Annotated in this window: 15 protein-coding genes and 1 tRNA gene; 5 read left to right on the top strand and 11 right to left on the bottom strand. The window is 68.5% G+C overall.

Annotated elements, in window-relative coordinates:
• The 5 genes from CYJ22_RS10245 to CYJ22_RS08690 form a co-directional block, all read right to left on the bottom strand.
• A partial coding sequence (locus CYJ22_RS10245) for a hypothetical protein (RefSeq protein ID WP_207760532.1) occupies positions 1-217 on the bottom strand: 217 nt, incomplete at its 3' end.
• A gap of 627 nt (positions 218-844) precedes the next feature.
• Positions 845-928 (bottom strand) — tRNA-Leu (locus CYJ22_RS08705).
• 124 nt (positions 929-1,052) lie between these two features.
• Positions 1,053-1,928, bottom strand: coding sequence for an energy-coupling factor transporter transmembrane component T family protein (locus CYJ22_RS08700; protein WP_207760531.1), 876 nt, complete (start codon positions 1,926-1,928; stop codon positions 1,053-1,055).
• Positions 1,925-4,045, bottom strand: a complete 2,121-nt coding sequence (locus tag CYJ22_RS08695; RefSeq protein ID WP_101602332.1) for a DUF2232 domain-containing protein — start codon at positions 4,043-4,045, stop codon at positions 1,925-1,927. The genes CYJ22_RS08700 and CYJ22_RS08695 overlap by 4 nt, the downstream gene beginning before the upstream one ends.
• Positions 4,046-4,143: 98 nt before the next feature.
• Complete coding sequence (locus CYJ22_RS08690) at positions 4,144-5,076, bottom strand: 5'-nucleotidase (protein ID WP_101602331.1); 933 nt, start codon at positions 5,074-5,076, stop codon at positions 4,144-4,146.
• A 211-nt stretch (positions 5,077-5,287) separates the two neighbouring features.
• Here CYJ22_RS08690 and CYJ22_RS08685 point away from each other — a divergent pair, with 211 nt between their 5' ends.
• The 5 genes from CYJ22_RS08685 (at position 5,288) to CYJ22_RS08665 (ending at position 9,304) form a co-directional block, all read left to right on the top strand.
• Positions 5,288-6,427 (top strand): ABC transporter substrate-binding protein, encoded by a 1,140-nt coding sequence (locus tag CYJ22_RS08685; protein ID WP_101602330.1) that lies wholly within the window; start codon positions 5,288-5,290, stop codon positions 6,425-6,427.
• Between the two features lie 88 nt (positions 6,428-6,515).
• On the top strand, positions 6,516-7,544 hold the full coding sequence (locus tag CYJ22_RS08680; protein WP_034496359.1) for a FecCD family ABC transporter permease: 1,029 nt from the start codon (positions 6,516-6,518) through the stop codon (positions 7,542-7,544).
• Entirely contained in the window at positions 7,541-8,341 is an 801-nt protein-coding gene (locus CYJ22_RS08675) for an ABC transporter ATP-binding protein (protein ID WP_048673391.1), read from the top strand. The genes CYJ22_RS08680 and CYJ22_RS08675 overlap by 4 nt, the downstream gene beginning before the upstream one ends.
• Positions 8,342-8,540: 199 nt before the next feature.
• Positions 8,541-8,750: a cold-shock protein gene (locus CYJ22_RS08670; protein WP_007588281.1), complete on the top strand. Its 210-nt coding sequence runs from the start codon at positions 8,541-8,543 to the stop codon at positions 8,748-8,750.
• A 335-nt stretch (positions 8,751-9,085) separates the two neighbouring features.
• Entirely contained in the window at positions 9,086-9,304 is a 219-nt protein-coding gene (locus CYJ22_RS08665) for a hypothetical protein (protein ID WP_101602329.1), read from the top strand.
• Positions 9,305-9,553: 249 nt separating this feature from the next.
• Here the strand turns inward: CYJ22_RS08665 and hemL are convergent, their stop codons facing one another.
• Genes hemL through hemE form a run of 6 tightly spaced genes read right to left on the bottom strand, consistent with a single transcriptional unit; the run spans position 9,554 to position 16,410 of the window.
• A complete protein-coding gene (gene hemL / locus CYJ22_RS08660; protein WP_101602328.1) occupies positions 9,554-10,939 on the bottom strand; it encodes a glutamate-1-semialdehyde 2,1-aminomutase in 1,386 nt (461 codons plus the stop codon).
• 48 nt (positions 10,940-10,987) lie between these two features.
• Positions 10,988-12,019 carry a porphobilinogen synthase gene (gene hemB / locus CYJ22_RS08655; RefSeq protein ID WP_101602327.1) on the bottom strand — a complete coding sequence of 344 codons (1,032 nt, stop codon included), beginning with the start codon at positions 12,017-12,019 and terminating at the stop codon, positions 10,988-10,990.
• Entirely contained in the window at positions 12,016-12,807 is a 792-nt protein-coding gene (locus CYJ22_RS08650; protein ID WP_243390485.1) for a uroporphyrinogen-III synthase, read from the bottom strand. The genes hemB and CYJ22_RS08650 overlap by 4 nt, the downstream gene beginning before the upstream one ends.
• Positions 12,808-12,818: 11 nt before the next feature.
• Complete coding sequence (hemC, locus tag CYJ22_RS08645; protein WP_101602325.1) at positions 12,819-13,853, bottom strand: hydroxymethylbilane synthase; 1,035 nt, start codon at positions 13,851-13,853, stop codon at positions 12,819-12,821.
• Positions 13,850-15,316 (bottom strand): protoporphyrinogen/coproporphyrinogen oxidase, encoded by a 1,467-nt coding sequence (locus CYJ22_RS08640; protein WP_101602324.1) that lies wholly within the window; start codon positions 15,314-15,316, stop codon positions 13,850-13,852. Before CYJ22_RS08640 ends, hemC begins: the two co-directional genes overlap by 4 nt.
• Complete coding sequence (hemE, locus tag CYJ22_RS08635) at positions 15,313-16,410, bottom strand: uroporphyrinogen decarboxylase (RefSeq protein WP_101602323.1); 1,098 nt, start codon at positions 16,408-16,410, stop codon at positions 15,313-15,315. Before hemE ends, CYJ22_RS08640 begins: the two co-directional genes overlap by 4 nt.
• Between the last annotated feature and the right edge of the window lie 159 nt (positions 16,411-16,569).

Genomic DNA, 16,569 nt, shown 5'->3' with positions numbered 1-16,569 from the left:
CCCAACCCACCCAACAGGAGGACACCACACTCAAACTCACCGCATAACCCACTCCGAAGGACACAAAACGATTACACCACTCCACAGGACTTGACCCCGGCATCACCTCTGCACCCGAAAACTGCACCAAAAACACCCATTTCGCACCCACAAAGGCGATGACGGTTTCAATCCCACACGAGCACGAGCGAGCAAAGGCGATGGCGGTTTCAGACAACCGGCCAACCTGGCTCGCGGGTTCCAGCTGCGCGACCAGCAGGTATCAATGTGCCCGCTACCCCAAAAACTCGCATGCAATTCCCCCGCGCACACTTCATGCTTTGAAATATAATCGTTGAAATTCCGGGCTTTTCACTCAGTGACGAACTGCAGGTGTCAGGGAATTGCATGCGAAACTGAGGACAGGGAACGCTTCGAGGCACGGGGCCTGGCTGTGGTGCCCACGGGAGCAAGAACATCACCGCCACCCATATTTCGCACGTAATTTATCGCGGTCATTTTTCGAGACACCCCAAAAACGTTGCAATTCCAACGACGCAAATTCAATGTTTGAACAAGCCGCAGGGGAATTACGTGCGAAATTGATGGGCGGTGGCGGGGCCTGGCCGCGGTGCCGGTGGGCGGTGGCAGGGCCAGGGCGGGCCTCGAGATCGACCACTCCGAGCGCAGCTCGCGTGTGGCGATCTCGCGGGCGGGCCGCCACCCACCGGCACACACAGCGGCCAGGCCCAGCAAGCAGCCCGGCCTCACAAAGCACACGCGGCGCCCGGAACACCCATGGGGCCGCAAGCAACAACCAGGGAAAACAAAAACCGCAGACCCCGAAGGATCTGCGGTTTCATCGTGCGCGAGGGGGGAGTTGAACCCCCACTCCATCACTGGAACACGGACCTGAACCGTGCGCGTCTGCCTATTCCGCCACTCGCGCGTACCCAGAAAGAATAGGGGCATCACACCCCCCGCGTCAAATCAGCACCATATGACCCAGGGCACAAGACCCCGTACAACCTGGATTAAACAGCACTATTTCAACGAAAAATACAACCGGCACACTAGAGCATCAACCTGCACGCAACGATGCCAGCGACACCCAACAGGCTCACAGCGATCACAGCAGCATCGACCCATCCGAGCCGCACGCGCGCCCCACGAGTCGCACCATCCTGGGACTCGATGGCTCCACGCATAGACATGGCGCGCCCGGTTTCAGCCGCACCGCGCGAGGTGGCCGACAGGATCGCAGTAATGACGTCGACGCTCAGCCGCGCATACCCGCGCAGCGACAGCGTGGCCATGTCCTGACCGAGGCGCAGCTTGGCGGTGTCGAGCACCGCCTGCGCCTGGTCTCGCAGCATCGGCAGGCCTCGCAGGGCGGAGGCCATGACGAGCGACCACTGATCGACCGGAGCACCCAGGAGCCGCAGGGGCCGCAGGAAAAATCGCAGTGCGCCCGCGAGCGCGGCGGTCGGCGTCACCCAGGCGATGAGTCCGGACCCCCACAGGACGACAAGCGCCAGGGTGGAGACGCGCAGGAAGAGCTCCAGGCCATCCCCCAGCCACGCGCCAATACAGCCGCCGATGAAGCCGGAGACGAACCACATGGGCGGACGCGGGGCGACGCTGAGGGGGAGACGGACGACCAGCGAGGCAACGAGGAGGAGGCCTCCCACGATCGCGAGCGTCGACCACCGCGGCGACAGGATCACGCAGGTGGTGAGCACCGTCCAGCAGGCGATAAGGGTGCCGGGCCAGGCGCGCGACAGTGGCGTCGACCAGGGCAGGGGACGAGGCAGGGGGAAGCCCGCGCTTCGCCGGGGCTTCGGGCGCGGGGGCCCTTCGCCGAGGCCGGGTGGGGTCCTCGAGAATCGGCCCTCGCTGGCGCCGCCGCCGGGGCCGGTCGCCCCGCAGGCGGAATGGGGTTCCATCATGAGAGCACCCCCTCTGCGAGGCGTCCATGGGTGTCGCACAGGGAGTCCATGCCTTCGAGGTCGTGGGAGATGACGAGGATGGACAGGCCGGCGCGCCGGCGCTCGTCCAGGACGGAGATGAGCAGGTCGCGCGAGGTTGCGTCGAGGCCAGCCATGGGCTCGTCGAGGATGAGGACGCTCGGGTGGGAGGCGAGCAGCCCAGCGAGGGCGACGCGGCGCATCTGCCCGCCGGAGAGGTCGTCGATGCCGCGCGAGGCGAGGGCGGGGTCGAGGCCGACGAGTTCCATAGCCTCGGCGACGATGCGGTCGCCTTCCTCACGGCTGATGGCACCCTTGCGATGCACAGATCCGGTGCCGATGCGCGGCCCATGACCGGCGGCGGCGAGAATGTCGGAGCGCACGGAGGGGCGCTGGAGCTGGAGGCGCGCGAATTGCATGGAGAGGGCGACGTCGCCGACGCAGCGCTCCATGGGACGCCCGCCGAGGGTGACCCGCCCCCAGGTGGGGACGAGCAGGCCGGTGAGGACGCGCGAGAGCGTCGTCTTACCCGAACCATTGTCCCCGGTGATGAGCATGGCCTGCCCGGGGTCGAGGATGAGGCTGACGTCGCGTAGGACCGGCTTCTCCCAGGGGGTGCCGAGGTCGTAGGTGTGGGCGACACGGTCAGCCCACAGGTGGGCGGCCTTAATGAGGGCGGGCGCGCCCGCCACAGACGACACAGTCGACACACCGGTGGCGGGGGAAGCGGAAGGATCCCCGGCCTCGTCGATGAGGGGAGCGCCCTCCCCCGCGCGTCGATCGGAGACGATGCGCCCGCTACGAATCGTGACGACGCGGTCGGCGCGCGCGCTTTCGGCGGGGTCGTGGGTGATGTGGACGACGGCGATGCCGCGCGCGGGCAGGGATGCGAGGAGGTCGAGCATCTCAGCGCGGCCCGCGCGGTCGATCATGGCGGTGGATTCGTCGGAGATGAGCAGGCGCGGGGAGCGCGCGAGGGCGCCTGCGAGCGCGAGGCGCTGAAGCTGCCCACCGGAGAGCGAGCGCGGGTCGGCATCGGCGAGGCCTGCGAGGCCGACACGCTCGAGCAGCTCCTCGAGGTCGAGGCCGGCAATATGCTCGGCGTTCATGCCCCAGGTGACATCTTCGGCGACACTCTGTCCGAGAACAAGGAGTTCAGAGCGCTGTCCCACGAGCGCGGTCCCGCCGACAGCCCCGAGAACGCCACCGCCCTGGCGCGTGCCAGAGCCGGGTTCAGCACCCGCGAGGAGGAGGGCCAGGGTGGACTTGCCCGAGCCGTTATGCCCGACGATGACCGTGAATTCAGGCTGATCGAAGCTGAGGGTGACGCCGCGCAGGGCGGGGTGGTCGGCGCCCGGGTAGGTGAAGTCGACGTCGGTGAGGGTGAGGGGCAGGGGGGACGAGGCCTCGGCCCCTTCACGCGTGTCCGCCGAGCGGGCGGCTGCATCCAGGAGCGGGTCCCAGCCCGCATCGAGGGAGATGCGGCTGAGGATCGCACCGAGGAGCCACCGGGCGGCGAGGACCAGGAAGGCCACGCCAATGAAGCGGGTGACGGGGATCCAGATCCACCACCAGTCGACGAACCATTGGCCGAGCTGATGCCCTGCGTCGACGAAGCCGCCGGAGTGGGGGATGTGGCCGACCAGCTTGAGGAAGCCGTCGAGTGTCTTTCGGATACTTTCGAGGCCGAGGGTGCGCAGGTCGGACAGGATCCAGAACGCGATGCCGGTGCCGACGCCCCAGATGACGCCAAGGCCGGCGGCGACGCCGCAGACGGGCAGCCAGGAGGCGCGCTTCTTATGGAGGAAGCCGATGATGAGGCCGACGAGGGCCGCCTGGAAGGAACGGCCGGCGGTGGCGACGCCGCCGACGGCGATGGCGAGGAGGATCGTCGAGGCGAAGGCTGCGACCGCTGCTCGTGGCCGCAGTTTGAGGGAGACCATCGCGAGGGGGACGGCCGTGGCGACCTGGAAGAAAAGCTGGAAGACGGGGGTGACCGCGGCGATGAGCCCGAAGGTGACGGCCAAGCCCGAGAGCGCGCCAGCGGTCGCCACCTCGACGGGAGTGAGGCGGCGGGCATCGCGCGCGGATGTGCTCATGTGCCTAGTCTCCCAGGCCCCGCCCACATCTGCGACCGCCGGGCCGGGATCGCAGCACAGCAGGATGAGCTATGAGCGACCAAAACACACCCCACCACCTACTCCCGGTTGATTTCTCCGAAGGGGATGTGGACGCTCGGGGTGGAGAGCGACGCGCCTTCCACGTGGCGGCGCTGATCGTCGAAGAAGATGTGCGGCTGCAGCACCTCCAGCATGGGCCCCTTCGGGAGGCCTCCCAGGAAGAACGCATCGTTAACGCTCAGCCCCCACTGGCGGATCGAGTTGATCGCACGCTCGTGAGCGGGGGCGCTACGCGCCGTCACGACGGCGACACGGACCCGGCGCCGATATCCCTGCGGATCATCCACACTTTTCAAGTCCTCGATCCCCTGAATTCTGTTGATTTTCTCCAGAAAATCGGCCATCGGACCACGATCGAGAGGCACCTCTGCCAGGGCGCTCTCATTCTCCTGATACTCCTCCAGACCCCCGCTCTGGAACACTCGCTCGGCCGAATCGTCGGCCAGGACGCCGTCGAAGTCGAAAGCGATGCGCAGATCCGTGTCCCCATCATCCGGCACGGCGCGCCCCACGACGTGGCCCGCCGCGAAACCCAGGCTGGTCGCCTCGCGCACGTCGGCCTCGTTCGCGGAGAGGAAGAGGGACATGCGCAGCGGCCTCATGAAGCGATACGGGGCTCGCCCCTGCATGAAGATCGCGCGCGTAATGTCCAAGCCGTGACTCGCGACAGAACGCATCACCCGCATCCCGGTCTCCGGGTCGTTGCGCGAGAGGATGACGACCTCCACCAGGCGCTCCCGATCCGACAGGTCGTTCAGGTCGAGGAGGCGCCGAATGAAGGGGAACGCGACGCCAGGTTCGAGGACGTCATCGAGATGGTCGCGCTGATACTCCCGATACCGCTCCTCCCCCTGCTCGCGGAACACCGCGTCGGACTCTTCCAGGTCAAACAGGGCACTCGAGGCGACCCCAATGACGAGGGCGCGCTCCAGATCGAGCTCCGCAGCCATGATGCTCCTTCCATGCGCATCTACCTATCGACGTCAGGATAAAAACGAGCATGCTCATCTGCGTCCAAGAAACACACACATCGACACCGCGAAAACCTCTACACGACCCCAAGGAAAAAACACCGTGTCATAATGCCGCACTCAACCTTGTGAGGAACACCTAATTTTGTGTAGCATCTCCCTCGTAATCCCAAAAACACGAGAGGACCCAATGAAAACCCGCCTCGCCACCCTGACCGCAATCCTGGCCACCGCCACCATAGCCCTCACCGCCTGCTCGGGCGGCAGCGCCGGAGGAAACGCCGCCCAGTCGGAACAGACCACCCAGGAAACCACGGCTTCGTCGACGCGCACGATCACCGACCACGCGGGCAACGAGGTCGTCCTGCCCGAAAAGATCACCCGCGTCGCCATCGACCAGATCCCGATCGAATCCACCTACCTGGCCTACTTCGACGGCAAGGCCCCCTACCTGGTGGGCATGAGCGCCGCACGCGTCAAGGCCATGAGCCAGACGATCGCTGCCGAGATGGCGCCCGAAATGATGCAGGTGGACACCAGCTACTACGACAAGGGCGAACTCAACGCCGAGGCCCTGCTCAACCTGAACGTCGACGTCGTCTTCTACAACGCCTTCAACAAGGAACACGGCGAAATGTTCCGCAAGGCCGGCATCCCGGCCGTCGGCTTCACGACGCTGGGCAATCCCTCGGAGACCTACGCGGAGTGGATGGAGCTCCTTGAGGACGTCTTCAACGAGGACGGCCACATGGCCGACAAGATCGCGCTCGGCAAGGACCTCGTCGCTGACGCCCGCGCGCGCACCGCGAAGGTTCCCGAGGACCAGAAGGTCTCGACGATGGTGCTCATGGGCGCGGCCGACGGCCAGCTCGCGGTTGCGGGCGGCAAGGACGGCTGGTTCACCAACGAATGGGCCGACTCGCTGAACTACACGAACGTCACGCGCGATACCGACACCTCGCACACGCCCGTCACCTTCGAGCAGGTCCTCACGTGGGACCCCCAGGTCCTCCTCGTCACCGGCAAGGGCATGTCGAACATGACGGCGAACACCGTCCTGACGAACTCGGTCGAGGGCGTGGACCTGTCCACCCTCAGCTCCGTGAAGTCCGGCCGCGTCTACTCCACCGGCCTGGGCATGTGGAACTGGTTCACCCCCAACCCGGATTCCCCGATCGTGGCGAACTGGATCGGCGCCTCCCTGTACCCGGAGCAGTTCTCCGACGTTGACCTCGTGTCGATGACGAAGGACTACTACCAGAAGATGTACAACTTCACGCTCACGGACGAGCAGGCCCGCACCATCATCAACCCGGACTCCGCGTCCTGATACCTGACCCCGGTCTCGTCTCCCCTATCGACGAGGCCGGGGTCCCTTGTGCGCCATACGTCCGGCTACGCGTCGGGGAGAGGACATCATGAAGTCTGTGCTGACCAGGAACGGGCGACTGCGCGTGTGGGTGATCCCCACGCTGGTCGCTCTCATCGTCGTGTGCGCGGTAGCAGCCATGCTCATCGGCCGTTTCTCCGTATCCCTGGAGGACGTGGTCGCGGCGCTGCGCGCGCGGTTCTGGGGTGGCCCGGCGGTGCCCCCACGCGTCAACTCCGTCGTTTTTGACCTGCGTGCGCCCCGCATCATCGTGGCCATCCTGATCGGCGGGGGCCTGTCGGTTGCCGGCGCCTCGTTCCAGTCGCTCTTCTCCAATCCCCTGGCCACGCCGGACACCCTGGGCGTCGCGGCGGGCACGTGCGTCGGCGCGGTCATCGCCCTGTTGCTGGACTGGAACCTGATCGGCGTGCAGGCCGCGGCGCTCGTCGCGGGCCTGGCGACGATGGCTTTCACGACGGCGATTTCACGCACGCGCACGGGTTCTTTCAATGTCATCACGCTCGTGCTCGGCGGCGTCATCGTCTCCGCCCTGGCGAACGCGGTCCTCTCGCTCCTCAAACTGACGGCCGATCCGACGAGCCAGCTCCCGGAGATCACCTACTGGCTCATGGGCTCACTCGCCGCGGTCACCTACCACCAGATCGCGCTGGGAGCCCCCTTCATCATCGCGGGCGTCGTCGTCATCGTGGCGCTGCGCTGGCAGCTCAACATCCTCTCCCTCTCGGAGGACGAGGCCCGCTCAGCCGGTGTCAACGTCTCCCTCATGCGCGCGATCCTCATCGTCGCCTCGACGGTCATCACGGCCTCGGTCATTTCGATGTGCGGCCAGGTCGGCTGGGTCGGCCTGCTCGTGCCGCACTGCGCGCGCATGCTGTGCGGACAGAACAACCGCGCGGTTATCCCCGTGTCGCTGCTGCTCGGGTCGGCGCTCATGATCGTCATCGACACGCTCGCGCGCTCCCTGTCGGCCTCGGAAATTCCCATTTCGATCCTGACGGCCATCATCGGCGCCCCCTTCTTTATCGTGCTGCTACGCCGGACGGGAGGAGCGCGATGATCAGCGTCGAAAACGCGACCTTCACATACCCGGGAGCCCCCTCCCCAATCCTGACGAACGTGTCCTTCGAGGTACCCGAGCGCTCGCTCCTGGCGATCCTGGGTCCCAACGGCGCCGGCAAGACGACGCTGCTGCGCACCATGATCGGCCTGCAGAAGTGGGACAGCGGGCGCACGCTCATCGACGGCACCCCCATTTCGTCGATGTCGACCCGGGCGCTGGGCCGCGTCCTGTCCTACGTGCCGCAGGCCCGCAACGCATCCAACGTGGCGCTCACCGGCCTCGAGATGGTCATGGTCGGGCGCGCCCCGCACATGCGCACCCTCGCCCAACCAGGTGCGCGCGAGGAGCGCATGGCCCGCGACGTTCTCGACGAGGTGGGCGCCTCCCACCTGGCTGAGATGCCCTGCGCGACCATGTCGGGCGGCCAGTTCCAGATGATCCTCATCGCCCGCGCCCTCGTCGCCGACCCTCGAGTCCTCGTGCTCGACGAGCCGGAGACCGGCCTCGACTTCCGCAACCAGCTGATCGTCCTGGGGCTCCTCGAGCGCCTTGTGAGGGATCGAGGCCTCGCCGTCATCATGAACACGCACTATCCGGCGCACGCCCTGCGCGTCGCGGACCAGGTCGCGCTCTTCTCCTCCACGCACGAGGCCGTGGTCGGCCCGGCGTCCTCCGTCATGAACGCGGACACCCTCGCGAGCGTCTTCGGGGTGGACGTGGCAATCGGGAGCGTGGCCTTCGAGGGAGAGGATGTGCAGGCGATCGTTCCGGTTCGTCTAAGTGGGGACAAGTAGCGCCATCACGCCAAAAACTTCTTCGTCACGATTACGCAGGTCAGCCACATTTTCGCCGCGAGTGCGGTACCGTATAAGTGTGATTCCGCACGCCCAGTCCGGGGGACAACGATGCCGGGCCGGGCCGTCGGGACCATGTCGGCTCCACAGGCGGAGCCGAACGGTGCCCCAGCGTTGGGGCGAACACGAAGGAGGGCCCATGGCTACCGGGACCATCAAATGGTTCAACGACGCCAAAGGCTTCGGATTCATTACTCCTGATGACGAATCCGGCGACGTCTTCGTGCACTATTCAAACATCGTCGGCCAATCTGGGCGCCGCACTCTTCTAGAGGGCGAGAAGGTCGAATATGAGGCGATTGAAGGACCAAAGGGCCTCCAAGCCATGAATGTGGCACGAGCCGAGTGACGCTGTGTGCCCGGGTGGAGTTCCCACTCGGGCACACTTGCACGAACTGGCATGTTCTCCACTAATCTTCACGCATGTCTTTTTCCATGGCAAAACAGCTCTTTAACAGGCTTTTACAATGCTTGTGCCATGCCTTACAAGCGCTTGCGCGGTATAGACCGAGCGGTGGAATCCGCGTAGAATTGGAGCTGCACCAAGGGGGGGCGACCACGAGTCAGCCCCCTTTTTTGATGCCGTCGCCCACCCGGGCGGCACGGACCAACAGGTTCACAAACACGCTGGCGTGCGGGGCGCGCTTCGTGCTTCCGCGCGAAGACACTCATAAGGAGAACCCCATGAACCAGATCGTCAAGGCTGAAACCGCCCCCACCATGTCCCAGGCCACCGCCTCGGCTTCCGTGCTCGTGGCCCTCATCGTCGCCCTCGCGGCCCTCGGCGTTTTCGCCGCCCTGCAGGTCGCTTCCGTCGCCTCGGTCGTCTTCGCGGTCGTCATCGCTCTGACCGCCCTGATCGTCTCCCCCGCGATCCTCTCGATCGCTCGCACGCGCGCCTGAGCCTATGCGGGGCGCGTGAACGACACGCGCCCCTCCCCCGCCAGCGTGACACCACGAAGGTGTCGCGCTTTTTCTTTGCCCGCACCCACCTCAGCCCCCACCTCGTCTTCGATACGCGTCACGAGCACCGTCGCTCCGCGTTCAAGGAACCGCACCCCCGGCTATCACACACTCCACGAACGAGGGGTGGGGACCCAGCAGATCCCCACCCCTCAACCGGTCACGGCACAGGCGCCGCGAGGCAGTCGATTACTCGGGCTGAGCCGCAGCGGCAGCCCGCGCGGCCGCCGGAGCCGCGGCGGCGATGGCTTCCAGCTCCGCCTCGCCGTGAGCGCCGGACACGAACCACACCTCGTACACCGAGGGCGGCAGGGCCACGCCCGAGGAGAGGAACGAGTGGAAGAAGGGGGCGTAGCGCCACGCCTCCTGGGCGCGCGCCTGGTCGTAGTCGTACACGCCCGAGGTGGCCGCGGCCTCGCCGAACATGACGGAGAAGAGGGATCCCGTGCGCTGGACGCGGTGCGCGACGCCGGCAGCGCTGAGCGCGTCCGACACGATCGTGCTGATCTCCTGCGCGGAGGCGTTCACGCGGTCGTACACGCCCTGATCAGCGAGTTCGAGGGTGCGCAGGCCGGCGACCGTCGCCAGTGGGTTGCCCGAGAGCGTGCCCGCCTGGTAGACGGGGCCCAGGGGAGCCAGCAGGTCCATGACGTCCGCGCGCCCGGCGACGGCCGCCAGGGGCATGCCGCCGCCCACGACCTTGCCGAAGGTCACCAGGTCGGGCACCCAGTCGGCGCCCTCCACGCAGGACGCGTCAACGAAGCCGGCGCCGTAGCGGCCCGAGGGCGCGCCGTCGACCCACCCGGCCACGGCCTCGAGGCCCCACCAGCCGGCGGGGTCGACACGGAAGCCGGTGAGGACCTCGTCGAGGATCATGAGCGCGCCGTGCGCGGTGCACAGGCGGCGGATCTCGCGGTTCCACCCGGGGTGGGGCGGGACCGTGCCCATGTTGGCGGGGGCGCCCTCGAAGATGACGGCGGCGATGGCACTGCCCGCCTGCTCGAAGCACGCGCGCAGGGCGTCGACGTCGTTGTAGGGCAGGACGATCGTCTGGGCGGTAATGGCCTCGGGGACGCCGGCCGACCCGGGCAGGCCGCCCGTGGCGACACCCGAACCGGCGGCTGCGAGCAGGCCGTCGGAATGGCCGTGGTAATTGCCAGCGAATTTCACGATGAGGTCACGCCCGGTGGCGCCGCGCGCCAGGCGGATCGCCGTCATCGTCGCCTCGGTGCCCGTCGACACGAAGCGGACGCGCTGCGCAAAGGGCACGCGCTCGCGCACGGCGCTGGCCAGCAGAGTCTCAGTTTCGGTGGGAGCGCCAAAGGACAGGCCGCGCGAGGCCGCCTCCTGGACGGCTGCCACCACCTCAGGGTGTGCGTGGCCGAGCAGCGCCGGGCCCCACGACCCGACCAGGTCCACGTAGGAGCGTCCCTCGACGTCGGTGACGCGCGCGCCGCTCGCGCTCGCGATGAAGCGCGGGGTGCCGCCGACGCCGCCGAAGGCGCGCACGGGCGAGTCGACGCCGCCGGGGATGACGGCTTTTGCTTGGGAGAATGCGGTTTCGTTAGTGGTCATAGCTACCTTCATCAGGGGTAAGAGGGATAGCGGCACGAGGATGCGCGCTCAGCGGGCCCGGCGGGCGACTTCGAGGGCCCAGTAGGTGAGGACGGAGTCGGCTCCCGCACGGAAGATACCGGTGAGGGATTCGTCGATGACGCGGGTGCGGTCGATCCACCCGTTGGCAGCAGCGGCCTCGACCATCGCGTACTCACCGGACACCTGGTAGGCGGCGACGGGAATATCGGAGGCGGCGGCCACGTCGGCCAGCACATCGAGGTAGGGGCCGGCGGGCTTAACCATGAGCATGTCGGCGCCCTCGGCCGCGTCGAGCAGCGCCTCGAAAAGGCCTTCGCGTCGGTTCGCGGGGTCCTGCTGGTAGGTGCGACGGTCGCCCTTGAGCGTGGAACCGACGGCCTCGCGGAAGGGCCCGAAGTAGGCGGACGCGTACTTCGCGGAGTAGGCGAGGATAGCGACGTCCGCATATCCCGCCTGGTCGAGGGCCACGCGGATCGCGGCGACCTGGCCATCCATCATGCCCGAGGGCGACACCATGTGCGCGCCCGCGCGCGCCTGGGAAATCGCCATCGCCTGGTAGAGCGGCAGGGTCGCGTCGTTGTCGACACCACCTTCGGAATCGAGGAGGCCGCAGTGCCCGTGGTCGGTGAACTCGTCCAGGCAGGTGTCCGCGCACACGACGAGGGCGTCCCCAACCTCGGCACGCACGGCGGCGAGGCCACGGTTGAGGATCCCGTCCTCCGCCCACGCCTGGGAGCCGATCACGTCGCGGCGGGCGGGCACGCCGAACAGGTCGATGGCACCCACGCCCGCTTCGGCGGCCTCGGCTGCGGCTCGGCGCAGCGAGTCGATCGTGTGCTGGTACTGGCCCGGCATTGCCGCGATTTCGCGGGGTTCGTCGATGTCGTCGCGCACGAAGACGGGCCAGATGAGTTTGGCGGGGTCGACGTGGGTTTCGCGCACGAGCGCGCGCATCGCGGGCGTCGAGCGCAGGCGGCGCGGGCGAATCGTCGGGATCGGGGCGCTGTCCACCCCGGCCTCGGCGAGGTAGGAGGTAACGGATTCGGGGACGGTGGTCATGAGTCTCTTTCTTCAGGTGCGTCAGCTTGGGCGGGGCGGTCGAGGGCGTCAATGAGGGCGCGGACGATGGCATCGGGCGTGGGGGACGAGGCCTGGGCCGCGACCGCGATCCCCTGCCCCCTGGCGGTGGCTGCGGTGGGTGCGCCGATGGTCACGACCCGAGTTGAGGGGGGCGGCGGCCCGAGGAGCGGAGGGAGGGCGCGCGCCTGGGAGGAGGCGGTGAGGACCACCGCGTCGTAGCACCCCGCGCGGAAATTCCCCGCGATATCCGCGTCAATATCGCCGACGTCCGCGGGGGTGGTCGTGTAGGCATCGATGGCCTCGACGCTCCAGCCGAGGGCGCGCAGCCCGTCCGGCAGCGTGTCGGGCGCTGCCGCCGAGCGGGGGATGAGGACCGGGCGCGCACCGGAGGCCGCGGCAGGGAAGCACTCGAGCAGCGCGACGGCGGATCCGGCCCCGGTCAGGTCGGCGCTGACCCCCGCGTGGTCGCTGATCCATCGGGCCGTGGTCTCACCGACAGCGGCGATGCGCGTGCCGCGCGAGCGCGCTCGTGGCAGGGTGTCCGCAACCGCCCGCGCGGACCTCCAGGATGAGAACACGACCCAAGCGTATCCGCCGTCAGCGAGCCGGCCGCGCGCCGCGTCGAGCTGCGCGGAATCCAGCGGCGTCGAGACGGTGAGGGCGAGAGCATCCACCTGAGCCCCGGCCGTCCGCAGGGCGCGTGCGATGGCGTCATCGGGCTTGGCGCGGGTCAGGAGGATCCGCCGCCCGTTCAGGGGTGCGCTCACGTGGGGCTCGTTCACGAGGATTGCCTCGGCGCTTTCGTCGCGCCCAGGTCGGTGACCTCGGCGGCGCCACCATCGAGCAGCTGGCGCGCCACGTCCTCGCCGAGGCGGGCGGCCTCGCCGCGACCAACCGAGTCCGTGAGCGCGAGCACGCCACTCGCCTCGACCCGCTCGCGCCCGTCGACGCTCATCACGCGCGTGTCGAGCAAGAGGGCCGAGGAGGCCTCGTCCACGCGGGCGAACGCACCCACGGGCGCCGCACACCCCGCACCCAGGGCGGAGAGGACGGCGCGCTCGGCGCTGGCCGCGAGCGCGGTCGGCCGATGGTTGAGGGTGCCCAGGAGGGCGCGTAGGAGGGGGTCCAACTCATCGCGCGTTTCGATGGCGAGGGCGCCCTGCGAGGGGGCGGGCATCATGATGGTGGGGTCGAGTACGTCGGTGGCGTGGGCGTCGAGGCCGATGCGGCGCAGCCCGGCGAGGGCGAGGACAACCGCGTCGAGGCGCTCACCCGTGCCGAGGGCGGAGGGCGCGGTGCCCGCGTCGGTGCCCAGGTCGATGCCGCGCACGCGCGAGAGCCGCGTGGGGACGTTGCCGCGCAGGTCGCAGACGTGCAGGTCGGGGCGCGCGGCGAGCACCTGGGCGGCGCGCCTGGGCGAGCCCGTGCCGACGAGCGCGCCCGCGGGCAGCGACGACAGCGTCGCCCCGTCGGCCGCGCACAGGGCGTCGCGGGGGTCTTCGCGCTGCGGGACGGCCGCGATGCGCAGGCCCGGCGTGGGGGCGGTGGGCAGGTCCTTGAAGGAGTGGACGGCCAGGTCGCACTCTCCTCCGAGGAGGGCGAGCCGCAGCTGCGCGGCGAACACGCCGACGCCGCCGAGCGCGGCCAGTGGTGCTGCGGACACGTCACCGTGGGTGCGCACGACCTCAAGCTCGACACGCACGTCCTCGCCGAGGCGAGCCCCGGCCTCTTCGATCGCCCGCGCGACGGTGGTGGATTGGGCGAGCGCCAGGCGCGATCCCCTGGTTCCCAGAACGAATGTCCGCGTGGTCATAGCAGTCCTTTCGCGCCCGCGCGGGCATGTGTGACAACGGAGGCGATGCCGGTTCCTGCGACCCAGGCGCCCGTGAGCGCCACACCCCCCAGGGGACGCACCTGGTCCTCGAGCGCTCTCACGCGGCCGCGATACTCGGGCGGCAGGGGCGGGAGCGTGCCGTTCCAGCGGGCGAGCAGGTGGTCGGTGACGGCCTCGGCGGCGATGGTGACGCCGGTGAGCGTGCGGATGTCGCGCAGGGCCCCCTCGACGGTGACGGCGGGTTCGGCCTCGCCGAGGCGCCCGTAGGACAGGCGCAGCAGGTGCGTGTGGGGCGCAAGCCGGTCGGCGAGCCAGGGCCACTTAACGTTGAGGTGGGACAGGGCCTTGGCCGCGACGGGCCGCTCGTCGGCGGGCGCGGGGGCGACCAGGAGGCCCTGGGAGACGGGCGCGTCGTCCAGCTCGGGGGCGCGCACGGCCAGGGTGAGGCGCGCGATGGGCGCTCCCTCGGGAACGCTCACGTCTGGCACGAGGCCGGGGATGCGCGCCTCGGTCAGCAGGCGCAGGGCGGCGCTGGCACTGCAGGCGAGGACAAGGCGCTCCGTCGTGACGCTCACGCCCGGCCCGCTCGGCACGGGTTCAGCTCCGGGGGTGGGCCCGGGCTTGGTCGGCCCGCACTCGAGGGTCCATCCCGAGGCCTCACGCCTCAGTGAGAACGCGCCCGTGCGGGTCAGGACGGTCCCCCCGGCCTCTTCAATGGCAGCCCGCAGCGCGTCGACGAGGACGAACATGCCGCCCTCGACACAGGCTTCGGGCGTGCGGCGCGATCCGGCGGCGGCCAGACGCGCCGCGACCGCAGCAGCCAAGGATCCGTGACGGGCAGTCTCAGCACGCAGGCCGGGGGCGACCGCGTCGGTCGCCAGCATGGAAGGATCGGCAGTGTAGATGCCCGCGATAATCGGCCGCACCGAGCGCTCCAGCACGGCCTCCCCCATGCGCGCGGTCACGAAACCGGCCAGAGTCTCCCCGGCCTCGTCCATGCCGACGCCGCCACCCATCGAGCGATCCTCGAGGGCGCGGCGCACCCCGGCCTCGCCGAGGACGTGAGCGCAGTCGGGCGCGTCCGGGTGGGCCGGGATTCCCAGGAACGAGTCGCGCAGGAATGGGTGTAGCTCCCAGCCCCCGCGCAGGGAGGGTGCGTAGAGGCGGGCGCCCGATCCGGCGGGCTCGACCGAGGTCAGCCCCAGGGCCTCCACGATCGACGAGGTGTCGGTGCCGCGCACGACGTATGTCTCCGCACCCAGGTCCACGCTCGCCCCGCCGACCGTGCCCCGGGCGATGAGGCCGCCCAGGTAGCCGCGCGCCTCAATCAGGAGGGGACGCACGCCCGCGCGGGCCAGTTCCCACGCGCTCACGAGGCCAGCGATGCCACCGCCGACGACGACCGCGCCGGGGTGGGTGGGGATGGCCTCCAGGGGGTTCATCGTTCGTCACCCAGCTCGTGCACCAGCTCGACGATGCGCGTCAGCACGTCCGGGTTGGTCGTGGGTGGCACGCCGTGCCCAAGGTTGAAGACGTGGCCTGGGGCGGAGCGCCCAGCGTCGAGAATATCTCGAACAACCTGTTCGATAACGTGCCACGGGGCCTGAAGTAGTGCGGGGTCCAAATTCCCCTGCACGGCCTTCCCGGGCACCTGCGCGATGGCCCACGACAGGTCCGTCTTCCAGTCCACGCCCACGCAGTCGGCACCGACCTCGGCCATATCGGACAGGATCGGCGCGCTGCCCGTCCCGAAGTGGATGAGCGGAGCGCACTCACCGGTCACCGGACTGACGACGCCGGCGACGCGCTGCGCAACCATGCGCGAATACGGCGCGACAGATTCCCTATAGGTACGAGGCGAGAGGGACCCTACCCACGAGTCGAAGAGCTGCGCGGCGCTGGCGCCGGCCTCGATCTGATCGGTGATGAAGTCGGCACTGACCCGCGCACACCAGGTCATGAGAGCATCCCACGCGCCCGGGTCCGACGCCGCGAGCGAGCGCGCAGCCATGTGGTCGCGGGAGGGGCGTCCCTCGACCATGTACGCGGCCAGGGTGAAGGGGGCGCCGCCGAATCCAATGAGCGGCGTGGAGCCCAGCTCGCGCACCGCCGTTGCGACGCCGTCGCGCACGGACTGGGCTCCCTCGGCACAGTCGCGCGTACGCCCGGTGGAATCGGTCCACGACCCCTCCCCATACCGATGACTCAGGAGCTCGTCGATACTCTCGCGCGTGCGATAGGGATGATCGAGGACGGGGCCGACGCCCGACTCAATCTCGACACCCACCCCGGCCAGGCGCAGGGGGACCATGATGTCCGAAAAGAAGATGCCCGCATCCACGCCGTGGCGCCGCACGGGCTGCACCGTTGCCTCGGCGGCCACGTCGGGGCGCAGGCAGGCCTCGAGCATGGGCAGGCCGACGTCGGCGCGCAGCTCGCGGTACTCAGGCAGGGAGCGTCCGGCCTGACGCATGAACCACACGGGGATGGGCCCGCGTTGCCCGGTCAGGGCGGCAATCAGCGGGGGCGTCGTCATGTGTCTCCCTTAATTTAATGATGTTTTCATGCGTTAATTCGCGCATTTCCGTCGTTTTCCAGTTTAGTTCAAGACAATTTCTCACACGCCGCAAAAGCTTGATTTTGCGTGCCTTTATATCCATTTATCCGCGGGAGAGAGCCATTTATTTCACCGACA

The organism is Schaalia odontolytica (assembly GCF_002847525.1).
Taxonomy (GTDB): domain Bacteria; phylum Actinomycetota; class Actinomycetes; order Actinomycetales; family Actinomycetaceae; genus Pauljensenia; species Pauljensenia odontolytica_B.
This window is presented reverse-complemented; position numbering and strand designations above follow the sequence as displayed.

Coding starts and splice junctions, on each gene's coding strand:
- CYJ22_RS08700 (WP_207760531.1), bottom strand. CDS start 1,928: ATGATGGAACCCCATTCCGCCTGCGGGGCGACCGGCCCCGGCGGCGGC.
- CYJ22_RS08695 (WP_101602332.1), bottom strand. CDS start 4,045: ATGAGCACATCCGCGCGCGATGCCCGCCGCCTCACTCCCGTCGAGGTG.
- CYJ22_RS08690 (WP_101602331.1), bottom strand. CDS start 5,076: ATGGCTGCGGAGCTCGATCTGGAGCGCGCCCTCGTCATTGGGGTCGCC.
- CYJ22_RS08685 (WP_101602330.1), top strand. CDS start 5,288: ATGAAAACCCGCCTCGCCACCCTGACCGCAATCCTGGCCACCGCCACC.
- CYJ22_RS08680 (WP_034496359.1), top strand. CDS start 6,516: ATGAAGTCTGTGCTGACCAGGAACGGGCGACTGCGCGTGTGGGTGATC.
- CYJ22_RS08675 (WP_048673391.1), top strand. CDS start 7,541: ATGATCAGCGTCGAAAACGCGACCTTCACATACCCGGGAGCCCCCTCC.
- CYJ22_RS08670 (WP_007588281.1), top strand. CDS start 8,541: ATGGCTACCGGGACCATCAAATGGTTCAACGACGCCAAAGGCTTCGGA.
- CYJ22_RS08665 (WP_101602329.1), top strand. CDS start 9,086: ATGAACCAGATCGTCAAGGCTGAAACCGCCCCCACCATGTCCCAGGCC.
- hemL (WP_101602328.1), bottom strand. CDS start 10,939: ATGACCACTAACGAAACCGCATTCTCCCAAGCAAAAGCCGTCATCCCC.
- hemB (WP_101602327.1), bottom strand. CDS start 12,019: ATGACCACCGTCCCCGAATCCGTTACCTCCTACCTCGCCGAGGCCGGG.
- hemC (WP_101602325.1), bottom strand. CDS start 13,853: ATGACCACGCGGACATTCGTTCTGGGAACCAGGGGATCGCGCCTGGCG.
- CYJ22_RS08640 (WP_101602324.1), bottom strand. CDS start 15,316: ATGAACCCCCTGGAGGCCATCCCCACCCACCCCGGCGCGGTCGTCGTC.
- hemE (WP_101602323.1), bottom strand. CDS start 16,410: ATGACGACGCCCCCGCTGATTGCCGCCCTGACCGGGCAACGCGGGCCC.